The sequence below is a fragment of the Pseudomonas sp. CFBP 13727 genome (assembly GCF_014841915.1).
Lineage (GTDB): Bacteria > Pseudomonadota > Gammaproteobacteria > Pseudomonadales > Pseudomonadaceae > Aquipseudomonas > Aquipseudomonas baltica.
Genome location: NZ_JACYUT010000004.1, coordinates 460834 through 474809, shown reverse-complemented (window position 1 = coordinate 474809; position 13976 = coordinate 460834). Strand labels below are relative to the sequence as shown.

Sequence of the window (13976 nt, the reverse complement as noted above, 5' to 3'; positions counted from 1 at the left end):
GCCCCGACTTCGGAGCTTACATGTCCATCCTACTGACCGATTGGCGCCATCGCCCTACTCACAAGAGGGTCTGGGCCCTGGCTGCGCCGATGATCCTGTCCAACCTGTCGGTGCCCCTGGTGACGCTGGTGGACAGCGCGGTGATCGGCCATCTGCCCCATGCCCACCAGTTGGGCGCAGTGGCCGTGGGGGGCAGCCTATTCACCTTCATGGTGTCGCTGATGAGTTTTCTGCGCATGGGCACCACGGGGTTCGCCGCACAGGCTGCCGGACGCCGTGATGGTCGTGCACTGCGCCAGATTCTGGTGCAGGGTCTGGCCCTCGGCCTGCTGTTCTCCTTGCTGCTATGCGTGCTGGCGCTGCCCTTCAGCCATCTGGCCCTGAGCTTCATGGCGCCGTCTGCGGCACTGGAACAAGCCACCCACGATTTCTTCCAGACACGTCTGCTGGGGCTGCCTGCCGCGCTGGCCAGCTACGCCTTGATCGGCTGGTTCCTTGGTACCCAGAATGCCCGCGCGCCGTTGCAGCTGCTGCTGACCACCAACCTGGTCAACATCGCCCTTAACCTGTGGTTCGTGCTCGGCCTGGACTGGGGCGTGATCGGCTCGGCGCGCGCCTCGGTGATAGCCGAATGGGTCGGCGCCCTGCTCGGCCTGGCACTTACCCGGCCCTCCCTGCGAGCGTATCCGGGAGCTATGGCCTGGGCGGCGCTGAGGTCATGGCGCAACTGGCGCCCGCTGCTGGGGGTCAACCGCGATATTTTCCTGCGCAGTCTGGCGCTGTCCGGGGTCTTTCTGCTGATCACCATCCAGGGCGCCCGCTTCGGCGACGCCACTGTGGCCGCCAATGCGCTGTTGCTCAATGGCCTGTTGATAACTGCCTATGCGCTGGATGGCCTGGCCCATGCGGTCGAAGCCTTGTGCGGCCACGCCATCGGTGCGCGCGATCGGCAGACGCTGCGCCGCTCGATGGTGGTGTCCCTGGGGTGGTCGCTGATTGCCAGCGGCGGGTTTGCCGTACTGTTTCTGCTGGGCGGGCATGTGTTCATCAACCTGCAGACCGATATTGCCAGTGTCCGCGAGGCGGCCTACCCGTTCCTGCCATACCTGGCGGTGCTGCCGCTGATTGCGGTAGGCAGCTACCTGCTGGACGGCCTGTTCATCGGCGCCACCCGCGCCCGGGAGATGCGCAATGCCATGCTGGTCAGCGTAGCGGTGATGTTGCCGATCGGCTGGTGGAGCACCGGGTTCGGGAATCATGGCCTGTGGATCAGTTTCCTGCTGTTCATGGCGCTGCGTGCGGCGACGCTGGGGTGGATTGCTTGGCGATTGCAGCGCAGGGATGAATGGGTATCGTAGCGGATGGGTATGAACGATGTTCCACACTCCGTTCACAGCTTCTATACCTCGAACAGCACCCATATATCCCTATGGCAAGAATTTCAATACGATAAACTGACAATCAATCAGCTAAACGTTGTTGGTCAATGCCGGCACTTTCTTATAACAGGAAGAGTCAACATCCAATCTGCATAGAGTACAGCAAAACTTCGCGAGATCATTACTAGAGGTAACAAGGCCTTCCCTGCACTTTCACGACTCCGCCTCCAGCCAACTGTAACCATTAGTTAAAATCACGCTGACAAGCGATACATATTCATATCCTGCCTATAGACTACGCCGCCTTCCACTTCACTATCGATTGGAAATCCGTAAATAAGGAATAGGGATGCCTAAACTTCGCAGTTTGTTTGCCGCCACGCTTATCGTATTGACCACTGGCTGCGCGAGCGGACTCAACTCCGCCCAGCAATCCGAACTTGCCATGCTCCGCGCCAAAAACCTCGCCGTGGAAGTCAAACAACCCGTCCTCGGTGCCGGCCTTGGGCTATTGCCTGGCGGTGGGTCGTTTTATGGCCGCGCCTATGGCTGGGGCGTCGTCAACCTGCTTCTGTGGCCAGCGTCCATTCTATGGGACCCGGTCAGCGGCTACGACGCTGCCGAAACTTTGAACTATCACGCTAGCAGAGAGCATGTCGCCAGTTTGAGAAAACGTGACATGAATGAGCTTGACTCCAAACTCACCACCAATGAGATCGATCTGAAAGCCTACACACTAGAAAAGCGCAAGATCGAAGATAAATACCAGTGAGCCTTTGACCTCACAGAAAAAGCCTGCCACAGAGCGGGCTTTTTCCATATGGACTTTTGATAATAGCAGAATGCTTGGATGCTGCTTGCAAGGCTCTTGCAACTGTAAAACTCCGCCCTCACCCTGAAACGCGCCAGGCTCTGGCTCAATGACCTCTGCACCCCGCACTTTCAGCATCTACCATAATAAAATCTGACAATAACGTCTGCGGCGAACCGGCAAGATTCATTTATTCGCGCAAACGGACTTCCGCTGCTCCAGGCTTGGCCTTGACGAACCGCTCGACGTCCTCCAGCACGGGTGCCAGCCAGCGCAGTGGCCAGGCAAAGGAGGCGATCAGGGTGCGATGGTTCAGGCGCCGGTAATAGCGCTCCTGCACGGGGACGCCGGCGGCGCGCAGCCGGCGGGCCAGGCCCTCACTATTGCGCACGGGGTCGACGGTGCTGTCGTGCGTGGCGGCGATCAACAGTGCCGGGGGCGAGCCTGCCAAAGACTGGTTGATGGGTTGCGATTGGGGCGGTGAATCGGGGAAGAAGAATACCGGCTTGGCTTCGGGATTCTCGATCGGCAAGAAATCATAGGGGCCGGCCAGGCCGATCCAGCCGCGCAAGGCATTGGCCGGCACGCCCGCATCGCGCAGCCAATGCCGGTCGAGGGCGAGCATGGCGGCGTTGTAGCCGCCGGAGCTGTGGCCCATCACGAACAGACGGCGAACGTCGCCACCGTACCGAGCAATGTTTCGATAGGTCCAGGCAACGGCATCGGCGCCGTCTTCGAGAAAGCTGGGATAGCGCACCTGTGGATAGAGGCGGTAGTCGGCGACCACCACCAGCAACCCACGGGCGGCCAACGCCTGGGCGACGAAACGATAGTCGCCTCGCTCGCCGCTGTTCCAGGTACCCCCATAGAAAAAAACCACCACCGGGGTTTCCGGCAGTGGTCGAGTGGGACGGTACACGTCTAGCTTCTGCCGCGGATCGGCGCCGTAGGCCACGCCCTGCGTGAGCTGGTAGCCGCCGGACGCCGTCACGGCATCCAGAGTGTGCAGCCCGGAACAAGCGCTTAGCAGCCCCAGCAGGGCGGCGAGCGCGAGGAGCCGGGCAACCAGACCCACTCGTTACGACGACAGGTAAGAAGAACGCGTCAAGCCCAGGCGCAAGGCGTCCAGGTACTGGGTGCGCTCGCGCGCGGTGATCTTGGCGCTGGCAACCTTGTCGCGGTAATGCGTCATCAACTCTTCGGGAGACAGATGCACGTAGCGCAGCATGTCTTCGATGGTGTCGTGGGTTTCGATGCCGGCGCTGTAGACGCTGCCGTCCTGGCGCTGATAGATGTTCACCGAGTCGGTGTCACCGAACAGGTTGTGCATGTCACCGAGGATCTCCTGGTACGCGCCGACCAGGAAGATACCCAGCAGGTAATCCTCGCCCTGGTTGACGGCGTGCACCGGCAGGCTGGTTTCGATGCTCTGTTCATCGACGTACTGCTTGATCTTGCCGTCGGAATCGCAGGTCAGGTCCTGCAGTACGGCGCGGCGCAGTGGCTCCTCGTCGAGACGGTGCAGCGGCAGGATCGGCAGGACCTGGCCGATGGCCCAGGTATCGGGCAGGCTCTGGAACACCGAGAAGTTGCAGATGTACTTGTCGGCGAGCTTGTCGTTGAGCTCGTCCAGCACCTGGCGATGCGAGCGCTGGCGGGCCTTGAGCGAGTTGTGCAGGCGGCGGCACACGGCGAAGTAGCACTGTTCGGCCAGGGCCTTCTGCGCCAGGGTGACCTTGCCGTCGGCGTACTGCGCCGCGATGTCGCTGATGTAGTGGGTCGCGCGCCAGTAGTTTTCAGTGACCATCTCGATGTCGGTCGGACCCAGCAGATCGACCAGCCACTGCAGGGTTTCGGGCAGGCTTTGCTTGTCGACGATCTCGGGCACTTCGTCGTTGTGACGCTCGACGTCGGTGACCTGCACCACCAGCATGGCGTGGTGCGCAGTCAGCGAGCGGCCACTCTCCGAGAAGATGTGCGGATGCGGCATGCCCTGGGCATCGCAGAACTCCTTGAGCATCCCCACCACGACACCGGCGTAGTCGTCCATGTCGTAGTTGATCGAGCTGGCATTGCGCGAGTGAGTGCCGTCGTAGTCCACACCCAGGCCGCCGCCCACATCGATATGATCGACCGGCAGGCCCAGCGAACGCAGCTCGCCGTAATAGCGAATGGCTTCTTTGAAGCCGTGCTGGTAGTCCGCCAGGTTGGCGATCTGCGAGCCCATGTGGAAGTGCAGCAGGCGGATGCCCTGGTCCACGCCCGCTTCGCGGAAGCGCTCGACGACCGACAGCAATTGGGCCGCAGACAGGCCGAACTTGGATTTCTCACCGCCGGTGTCGGCCCACTTGCTCGAAGCCAGGGACGACAGGCGCACGCGCAGACCGATCTGCGGCTTGACCTTGAGCTCGGCGGCCTCTTCGATCACCAGCGCCACTTCGGACTCTTTCTCGATGACGATGAAGACGTTGTGACCCAGCTTCTGGCCGATCAGGGCCAGGCGGATGAATTCGCGGTCCTTGTAGCCGTTGCAGACGATGGTCCCGCCCTTGGGCGCCAGGGCCAGCACGGCCAGCAGCTCCGGCTTGGAGCCGGCTTCCAGGCCGATCGACACGCCTTCGGTGGCGATGATGTTTTCCACCACCGCTTCCTGCTGGTTCACCTTGATCGGATACAGCGCGGTGTAGCGACTCTGGTAGTCCAGGCGAGCGATGTTGGCATCGAAGGCACCGGTCAACTGGCGTACGCGGTCTTGCAGGATATCGGGGAAGCGCACCAGCAGCGGCAGCGACAGGCCGCTCTTGCGCAGTTGGTCGACCTGCTCGTAAAGATCGATCGGCGAGCTGTCCGGACCGTTCGGACGAACCTCGACACGGCCGGCCTCGTTGATGGCGAAATAACCAGCGCCCCAGTGGCGAATGCCATAAACGCTGCGGCTGTCGGCCACGGTCCATTGGCTGCCATCGTCTTTACGTGTGCGTCGTACGGACATCGAGGTCCCCTATGAAAAAAGTCGGTTGTCGCGGGCCGTCGGGCCCTGCGCAGTGTAGAGGGTAAAGATGACGATTGCTGCGCCTGCTGGGGTAGACCCCGGCGAGTACTTCAAGTTTACAGGGTGTGCGGCTCAACCACCGGACTTGCGGGCCTTGAAGCCCTGCTTGACCAGCTCGGCGAGCAGCAGCTCGACATGGTCGCCCTGGATTTCGATGACGCCGTCTTTCAACGCACCGCCTGTGCCGCAACGGCGCTTGAGGGTGGTCGCCAGCTCCTTGAGCTCATCGGCCGGGAGTGGGACACCGGTGATGGTGGTCACGGTCTTGCCGCCGCGACCTTTGCTTTCGCGCCGCACACGGGCGATGCCGTCGCCCTCGGCCACGGCCGTTTGCTTGCAGGTGCAGGCGTCGATGGGCTGACGGCAGTCCGGACAATGCCGACCGCTGTCGGTGGAGAACACCAAGCCGCCGAGGGCGGCGAAGGATGCGGCTTTCTTGGCCACCGGCATGCCTCATGTGAAGTGGATCAGGCCGAGCAGTTTAGCGGGAAACCGGGTGCATGCTAAGTGCCTGGTGGAGGCAATTGCCGAGGATCGAATGATTTCATGAAGTGCGAGGCTGTACAGGGAATACCGCGATGCCCGTTTCGCGGCCGATGACCGCTCCTACAGGGCGCAGGGGATGCACGTAGGAGCGGTCCGTGGCCGCGAAAAGCACAGCGTGGTGTATCAGGCGAGCCGCGTCGTGTGATTCACGGCCGATGGCCGCTCCTACATGATGCTGCACGGAGTCAGGCATTGTCCCGGCAGGTCAGGAATCGCAGCAATGCAGCCAGAGAATCGGGGCAATAGGGCTCGGTGGTGCTCTCATCCAGAGCCTGCTGGACCGGGACGAACCGGGCCTCCAGCACTTCCTCGGGCTGCAGCTCCAGCGGGCCATCCCAAACCGCGGAGAACACCGCACACCAGACTCGGTTGCCCGGCTGGTCGAACAGAAAATGCTCGTGTGCAATCAGTTGGACGCCACGCACACCCAGTTCTTCCTCGAGTTCGCGCGCGGCTGATTCGATGTAGGTCTCGTTGCCCTGCACCATGCCACCTGCAGCCACGTCCCAGTAGCCAGGGTAGATCGCCTTGCTCAAGGTGCGCCGGTGCACGCACAGCTCGCCCTGGCTGTTGAACAGGAGGATGTAGGTGCCGCGGCCGATCAGCCCACGTTCGCGCAGCTCTGACCTGGGCAAGGTCCCCAGCAGCTGATCGGACTCGTCGACCCAGGCGATCGACTCGGCATCGGACGCTGCACGATGTTCGACCTCCTGGGTCGAGATCGGCATGTCTTCAGCCCTGCGACAGCAGTTGGCGCAGGTCGATGACGGCGGCGTTGGCCCGCGAGATGTAGTTGGCCATCACCAGCGAGTGGTTCGCCCACATGCCGAAACCGCTGCCATTGAGAATCATCGGGCTCCATACCGGTGCCTGGGACGCTTCCAGTTCACGGATGATCTGGCGCACGCTGACGGTTGCATTCTTCTTCGCCAATACATCGGCGAAGTCGACTTCGATAGCGCGCAGCAGATGCGACAGCGCCCAGGCCTGACCGCGTGCCTCGTAGAACACGTTGTCGATCTGCATCCACGGTGTCTCGACGATTTCTTCGTCGACTTGCGGCGCCTGGCCTGCAATCACGCTTTCGGTCTTGAGCGTGGTGTTCAGCTTGACGCGACCGACACTGGCAGACAAACGCTGAGACAACGAGCCCAGACGCGTACCGACGTCGCCCAGCCAGTTGTTCAGGTTGTCGGCACGGGTGTAGAACAATGCGTTGGTCTGGCTAGGATCGGACAGCCGATTCTGGTAGCGGGTAAGCAGGTTGATGCCTTCCTGGAACTCGGACTCGCTGGAAGGCAGCACCCAGCTCTTGTTGTCGAAGTTGAAGCGCGGCTCGGCGCGGGCCAGATCGGCGTCTTCGGCGGACTGCGACTGCGAACGAGCGAAGTCCTTGCGCAGCGCACGGCTCAGATCGCGGACCTGGACCAGTACACCGTATTCCCAGCTAGGCATGTTGTCCATCCACAAGCCAGGCGGAAAGCGGTCGTTGGAAATGTAGCCACCCGGCTTGTTCAGCAGTGTCGATGCCACTGTCTTGAGGGTTTCCACCGTGGTGTAGCCGACCACCATCTGACGGCCGTCACGTTGTGCGGCCGACTGGGCATTCTGCTGCACCGGGAACAGTTCGGGCTCTTCGCTCCAGTACCAGCCCAGCAACAGGGTCACCACCAGATAGACAGCCAGCGCACCCAGCACGGCCTTGCTCAGCAGCAGGCTCTTGACATGGCTGCGTGGGCCGCCACTGCTGTCGGCACGCTCGCGTGCTCCGCCGTTGCCCGCACGATTCTTCCAGTCCAGCATGACTTATGTCCTTTCTATCGCGGAATTCATGGGTTCTGACCTCGCCACCCGGCTAACGTGCCTCCCATGGGCAAAGTTTTCCAGGCAAGGCAGTATCGCCACTATAAAGGATGCATCGGCATGTCGCAGTCGCGGTAAAGACATCCGGATGTGTCTGAGCGTCGAATTCAATGGCCGACCTAAAATACAGGCCATATGCCATCTTTTTCAGATTGAAGTCACGCGTCTGTAACAGACCGCCCCTACCTTCACGCACTGACCATTTCGCTGTTGGTAGTGCCCCCCATGCGCCTGAAACTGCTTACCAATCTGAACACCCTGCTGCTGGTCGCCGTGTGCACCGCCCTGGCGGCGACGCTGTGGTGGTCGCAACGGGCGCTGGAAAAACCCTATCTGTTGATGGAGCGCTACCTGCAACTGTCCCGGCAGTTTCAGGACGACGTCGTGCGCAACGTCCAGGATTACCTGAACAGCGGCGATGCGCTGCGCCATGCCGAAGCGGCCCAGGGCTTGATCCGGCTGCGTGAGGGGCTCGCCACCTTGCCCAGTGAACTGAGCGGCCCACTGCACGGCGATGCCGATGCGCTGAGGATCTTCACTGCCGAGCAGTTGCTCGCTGCCGGCAAGCTGGCGGGCGATCCACAGGCGCTGCTGGTGCAGGCCGAGCGCGAGCTGGGCGGTACGTTGGAACAACTGGCTCGGTATGCCGCGAGCAACGGGCCCTATCAGGCGGCACTGCTGCCTGCCAGCCAGCACCTGGCAAAACTGTCCCTGGCACGCGAGAAGATGATCAGCAGCGGGCGCAGCGAACTGGCTGCGGACGTCGAGCGCGAACTGGCCGGCATCAGGGCCCAGGCCGATACGCTGCAAAGCCTGCCGCTGCTGGGCGTGGCCAGCTCCACCGCGTCGGGGGCCGATGACTTTGCGGCGCTGATGGGTTTGCAGAACGAAAACACCGGCGAGGCTCAGGATGATGGCGTGGACCTCAAGCGTGAGCTGGCCAGCTTGCTGACGCGCTATCCAGCCGAACTGGGCCGTACCCGCGAGCTGATCCAGCGGCGTACCGAACTGGCCGATGCCGCCCAGCAACGCATCGGCGCAGTCCAGCATGGCCTGAGCGAACTGGAACCGGCCGTGCGTGGGGAGCACGCCAGAATCCAGGGTGAAGTGCGTCTGCTGCAAGGGGCCATGATCGGCCTGATCCTGTTGATCGCATTGCTCATCGACCGCATGCAGCGCCGCCTGGCCGGTGCGCTGACACGCCTGGATCCGGCCCTGTCGACCTGGGCCGAGGGGGATTTCGCCAAGCCCGTCGCTCTGGGCCGTACCAACCATGAGTTACAGGCCATCGAAGCGTCTCTGAACCGCTTGCGCCTGTATCTGGTCGCGTTGGTCGGCACCATTCGCCAGAACGCCGAGCAAGTGGCCGGCAGCAGTCACCAACTGGCCGAACTCAGCGGTGGCCTGCACCAGGGGGCACTGCGTCAGGCCGGCGATACCGCACAGATTCGCGATGCGCTGGGCGAGCTGGAGGCAACCATCGGCCAGGTAGCGGACGATGCCAGCCAGGCAGCTGCGGCCAGCCGATCGGCGGGCGAAGCGGTGGAGCATGGCAAGCATGTCATCGGGCAGAGCCTCAAAGGGCTGCATGCGCTGGTGGGTGAAGTGCAGGGCAACGCGCAGATGATCGAGCAGCTTGCCGAGGAGTCGGCCACCATCGGTGGCGTGCTGACCGTTATCCGCTCGATCGCCGACCAGACCAACTTGCTGGCCCTCAATGCCGCAATCGAAGCGGCGCGTGCCGGAGAAATGGGCCGCGGCTTCGCGGTGGTTGCCGAAGAGGTCCGTTCGCTGGCGTCGCGCACGACCGGGGCGACCCATCAGATCCAGAGCTTGATTGGCAACCTGCAGACGGCGGCGCGCGAGTCCGTGCACGGCATGCGCGCCCAAGTCGTTCATGCCCAGGCGACGGCCAGCCAGGCCCAGGCAGCGGACGGGGCGTTGGCGCAGATCGTCGCGGCCATCCAGACCATCTCTGCCACCGCCGTGCGCATCGCCGATTCAACCGCGCAGCAGAGCGGTGCCGTGGGCGAGATTCGCGAGCACGGCGAGCGCATTCATGGCTTGGGTGAAGACAACCTGCTGCGCATCGGCCAAGGGCGCGCGCAGGGCGAGCATCTGTTGCGTCTGGGTGGCGAATTGCGCACGGCGGTGCAGGCGTTCAGGGTCTAGGGCTTGTAGCGGACTGGGCGACCCTATCCGGGCGACCCTGTCCAGGCGACCTTATCCAGGCGACCCTATCTGGGCGACCCATCCTGTTACATGAAATCGGGCCCTGGCGATTCGGCAGTACCGCATCGCTCCAGTATGATGCGCGCTCAATTGCTGTTCGAGAACTGTCATGCGCCGCCTGCTTTGCCTTCTGTTGTTGGTTTTCGCACTGCCCGTCGCGGCTTCCGGCCTGCTCGACGCACGGCCCAGCGCCACTCTGGGCGGTGCTTCGCTGAACAACGGCGCCGACTTCCTGCCGGTCGGCCAGGCGTTCCAACTCGAACAGGTAGAGGCTTCTGCGCAGGACATCACCCTGCGCTTCGTGATTGCCGAAGGCTACTATCTCTACCGCCATCGCTTCGAATTCAAGGCCGAGCCTGCCGACATCGCGCTGGGGGCCGCGCAACTGCCGGCCGGCGAGCAGAAACACGACGAGTATTTCGGCGATGTCGAGGTCTACCACGGCATTCTCGACGTGAAGATCCCTCGCCCCGCCGGAGACTCGCGCGCATTCACCCTGGCTGTAGGCTTCCAGGGCTGCGCCGACAAGGGCCTGTGCTACCCACCGGAAACCCAGCGCCTTTCCGTACCTGGCATCGGCCAGGCTGCCCCGGTGGCGAGCGATGCCGGGGCCTCAGGAGGCTGGCAATGGCATGAATTGGCGTTGTTCTTTCTGGCCGGTATCGGCCTGACCTTCACGCCCTGCGTGCTGCCGATGCTGCCAATCTTGTCCGGTGTGGTGCTGCGCGGGCAGGTGGGCGGGCTGCGCGGCTTCAGCCTGTCGCTGGCCTATGTGCTGCCGATGGCCGTCTGTTTCGCCCTGTTGGGTGCGCTGATGGGCAAGTTCGGCGCCGAACTCAACCTGCAGGCACGGCTGCAGTCGATGTGGGTGCTGGTGCCGTTCGCCCTGTTCTTCGTGGTATTCGCGCTGGCCATGTTCGGCCTGTTCGAGCTCAAACTGCCGGCTGCCGTGAGCCAGCGCCTCGACCGCGTGGCCGGCAATGCCAAGGGCGGCTCGCTGTGGGGAGCCGCCGTGCTGGGGGTCGTGTCGAGCCTGCTGGTGTCGCCGTGCGTATCGGCGCCGCTGGCCGGTGCGCTGCTTTATATCAGCGCCAGCGGCGATGCCCTGGGGGGCGGACTGAAACTGTTTGCACTGGGTCTGGGCATGGGCGCGCCGTTGTTGCTGGTGGCTACCGGTGGCGCGGCCTGGCTGCCCAAAAGCGGGCCGTGGCTGGTGACCGTGAAAAATGCCATTGGCATCTTGCTGCTGGGCCTGGCCATCGCCCTGCTCGCTCGGGTGCTGCCAGGCAGCGTGACCCTGCTGCTGATCGGCCTGCTGGCAGCCGGCATCGGTGTGTTCATGGGGGCTCTGGAGTGGGTGGCCAAACCTGCGCGCCAGCGTCTGCAACAGGTGCTCGGGCTGGCCTTCGTGTTTTATGCCCTGGCATGCTGGCACGGCGCTTTGAGCGGCCAATCCGATCCGTTCCAGCCGCTGGCGCGCCCGGCCACGACCGGTGCGCCAGCGACTGCCCCGACGGCTGCGCAGGACGCCTGGCAGACGGTCACCACCACCGAAGGCTTCGAGCTGGCACTGCGCCAGGCAACTGCCGCCGGGCAACCGCTGGTACTGGACTGGTATGCCGACTGGTGCATCAGCTGCAAGGTCATCGAGCATGAAGTGCTGACCGATGCGCAGGTGATCGCAGGGCTGCAGGGTTACCGCAAGGTGCGCCTGGACATCACCCAGAGCAACGCGGAACAGCGTGCCCTGCTCGATCGCTTCAAGCTGTTCGGGCCGCCCGCATTGCTGTTCTTCGACGGCAACGGCAATGAACAGGCAGCCTCACGTGTCGTCGGTGAAGTCGATGCGGCAACGTTCCTCGGGAAAATACCTCCCGCTGGCAATCCATGACTCGGGTGGTGACCGAAACCGACAAGCGAGTCACAAATTTTGCGCAAACATCGGACAACGTGCGGGCTATTGCGCTTAACTGGACATACGCCTGAGGTTTCCGGCATAGTTCGCCCGCTTTGCCCGTGAAGCCGAAGGCGAGACACCGCTGGAAATGGACATGACTCGACAGCTTTTCATGACCGATGTCACCCCTGACGTGACGCGCTGCTGTCGATGAGCATCCCACTGTTCGACGTGCGTATTTTTCACCGGCACGTTCGAGAATTTTCGCCGTCACTCGGCCCTTTTCAACGGCACATGAGTGTTTGCAGCCTTCTTCGAAAGGCGCATGGCAAGAACACCTACTGAACGCCCCTGACCGACCCTTGGGAGTTGATGATTGATGGATATTCGTAAAGTCAAGAAACTGATCGAGCTGCTGGAAGAGTCCGGCATCGACGAGCTGGAAATCAAGGAAGGCGAAGAATCCGTACGGATCAGCCGTCACAGCAAGACCCCGGCCCAGCAGTACTATGCACCGGCGCCGATGGCCGCGCCTGCCGCAGCGCCCGTCGCCGCAGCACCTGCCGCCCCGGCCGAGCCTGTGGCTGCCAAGCTCAACGGCACCGTGGCCCGTTCGCCGATGGTCGGCACCTTCTACCGCAAGGCGTCGCCAGCCTCGCCGGCCTTTGCCGAAGTAGGCCAGACGGTCAAGAAAGGCGATACCCTGTGCATCGTCGAAGCAATGAAAATGATGAACCACATCGAAGCTGAAACCAGCGGTGTGATCGAATCGATCCTGGTAGAAGACGGTCAGCCGGTTGAGTACGACCAGCCGCTGTTCACCATCGTTTGACCAGCGGAGAGCCTGCGATGTTGGAAAAAGTTCTGATCGCCAACCGCGGCGAAATCGCCTTGCGGATCCTGCGTGCCTGCAAAGAGCTGGGCATCAAGACCGTTGCCGTCTACTCCAAGGCCGACAAGGAGCTCATGCACCTTGGCCTGGCTGACGAGTCGGTGTGCATCGGGCCGGGGCCTGCAAACCTGTCCTATCTGCATATCCCGGCGATCATTGCCGCGGCCGAAGTGACTGGCGCCACTGCCATTCACCCAGGCTACGGCTTTCTCGCCGAGAACGCGGACTTCGCCGAGCAGGTCGAGAAATCCGGTTTCGCCTTCATTGGCCCGACTGCAGAAACCATTCGCCTGATGGGCGACAAGGTGTCGGCCAAGCACGCGATGATCGCGACGGGCGTACCGACGGTGCCCGGCTCCGATGGCCCGCTGCCCGAAGACGAGGAAGAGGCCCTGCGCATCGGCCGTGAAGTCGGCTATCCGGTGATCATCAAGGCCGCTGGCGGCGGCGGTGGTCGCGGCATGCGCGTGGTGCACAAGGAAGAAGACCTGATCGCCTCAGCCAAGCTGACCCGCACCGAAGCCGGTGCCGCGTTCGGCAACCCGATGGTGTATCTGGAAAAATTCCTGACCAACCCGCGTCACGTGGAAGTCCAGGTGTTGTCCGACGGTCAGGGCCAGGCAATCCACCTGGGCGACCGTGACTGCTCGCTGCAGCGCCGGCACCAGAAGGTGCTGGAAGAAGCACCGGCACCGGGCATCGACGAAGCAGCGCGCGAGGAAGTCCTGGCGCGTTGCGTGAAGGCCTGCATCGAGATCGGCTACCGCGGCGCCGGTACCTTCGAGTTCCTCTACGAAAACGGCCGGTTCTACTTCATCGAGATGAACACTCGCGTGCAGGTAGAGCATCCGGTATCGGAGATGGTCACGGGTATCGACATCGTCAAGGAGATGCTCAGCATCGCCGCCGGCAACAAGCTCTCGTTCACCCAGGACGACGTGGTCATTCGCGGTCACTCGCTCGAGTGCCGGATCAACGCCGAAGACCCGAAGAGCTTCATTCCGAGCCCCGGCACCGTGAAGCATTTCCACGCACCGGGCGGCAATGGCGTTCGCGTCGATTCGCACCTGTACAGTGGCTATGCGGTACCGCCGAACTATGACTCGCTGATCGGCAAGCTGATCACCTGGGGCAAGGACCGCGACGAGGCCATGGCCCGTATGCGCAACGCCCTGGACGAGATCATCGTGGACGGCATCAAGACCAACATCGCACTGCACCGCGACCTGGTGCGCGATGAAGGTTTCTGCAAGGGCGGCGTCAACATCCACTACCTGGAACACAAGCTGGCCGGTCAGAAGTGA

The 13976-nt window shown here is 62.7% G+C and carries 11 protein-coding genes; 6 read left to right on the top strand and 5 right to left on the bottom strand.

Features of this window, described 5'->3' with window-relative positions:
- Nucleotides 1–20 precede the first annotated feature (20 nt).
- Nucleotides 21–1358: an MATE family efflux transporter gene (locus IFT76_RS15415; RefSeq protein WP_192059130.1), complete on the top strand. Its 1338-nt coding sequence runs from the start codon at nt 21–23 to the stop codon at nt 1356–1358.
- A gap of 370 nt (nt 1359–1728) precedes the next feature.
- Complete coding sequence (locus IFT76_RS15410) at nt 1729–2151, top strand: hypothetical protein (protein ID WP_192059128.1); 423 nt, start codon at nt 1729–1731, stop codon at nt 2149–2151.
- A gap of 229 nt (nt 2152–2380) precedes the next feature.
- Here the strand turns inward: IFT76_RS15410 and IFT76_RS15405 are convergent, their stop codons facing one another.
- The 5 genes from IFT76_RS15405 to IFT76_RS15385 all read right to left on the bottom strand — a co-directional run bounded on the left by IFT76_RS15405 (nt 2381) and on the right by IFT76_RS15385 (nt 7591).
- Entirely contained in the window at nt 2381–3265 is an 885-nt protein-coding gene (locus IFT76_RS15405; protein WP_446730950.1) for an alpha/beta hydrolase, read from the bottom strand.
- Nucleotides 3266–3268: 3 nt separating this feature from the next.
- Complete coding sequence (gene speA / locus IFT76_RS15400) at nt 3269–5182, bottom strand: arginine decarboxylase (protein WP_122480302.1); 1914 nt, start codon at nt 5180–5182, stop codon at nt 3269–3271.
- 132 nt (nt 5183–5314) lie between these two features.
- Nucleotides 5315–5686: a translation initiation factor Sui1 gene (locus tag IFT76_RS15395; protein WP_192059127.1), complete on the bottom strand. Its 372-nt coding sequence runs from the start codon at nt 5684–5686 to the stop codon at nt 5315–5317.
- Between the two features lie 287 nt (nt 5687–5973).
- A complete protein-coding gene (locus IFT76_RS15390) occupies nt 5974–6516 on the bottom strand; it encodes an NUDIX hydrolase (RefSeq protein WP_192059125.1) in 543 nt (180 codons plus the stop codon).
- Between the two features lie 4 nt (nt 6517–6520).
- Nucleotides 6521–7591 carry a DUF2333 family protein gene (locus tag IFT76_RS15385; RefSeq protein WP_122480304.1) on the bottom strand — a complete coding sequence of 357 codons (1071 nt, stop codon included), beginning with the start codon at nt 7589–7591 and terminating at the stop codon, nt 6521–6523.
- 285 nt (nt 7592–7876) lie between these two features.
- Here IFT76_RS15385 and IFT76_RS15380 point away from each other — a divergent pair, with 285 nt between their 5' ends.
- The 4 genes from IFT76_RS15380 to accC all read left to right on the top strand — a co-directional run bounded on the left by IFT76_RS15380 (nt 7877) and on the right by accC (nt 13976).
- Nucleotides 7877–9823, top strand: coding sequence for a methyl-accepting chemotaxis protein (locus tag IFT76_RS15380; protein ID WP_192059123.1), 1947 nt, complete (start codon nt 7877–7879; stop codon nt 9821–9823).
- Nucleotides 9824–9992: 169 nt separating this feature from the next.
- Entirely contained in the window at nt 9993–11774 is a 1782-nt protein-coding gene (locus IFT76_RS15375; protein ID WP_192059121.1) for a protein-disulfide reductase DsbD, read from the top strand.
- Nucleotides 11775–12159: 385 nt separating this feature from the next.
- Entirely contained in the window at nt 12160–12612 is a 453-nt protein-coding gene (gene accB, locus IFT76_RS15370; protein WP_122480307.1) for an acetyl-CoA carboxylase biotin carboxyl carrier protein, read from the top strand.
- 17 nt (nt 12613–12629) lie between these two features.
- On the top strand, nt 12630–13976 hold the full coding sequence (gene accC, locus IFT76_RS15365) for an acetyl-CoA carboxylase biotin carboxylase subunit (protein WP_122480308.1): 1347 nt from the start codon (nt 12630–12632) through the stop codon (nt 13974–13976).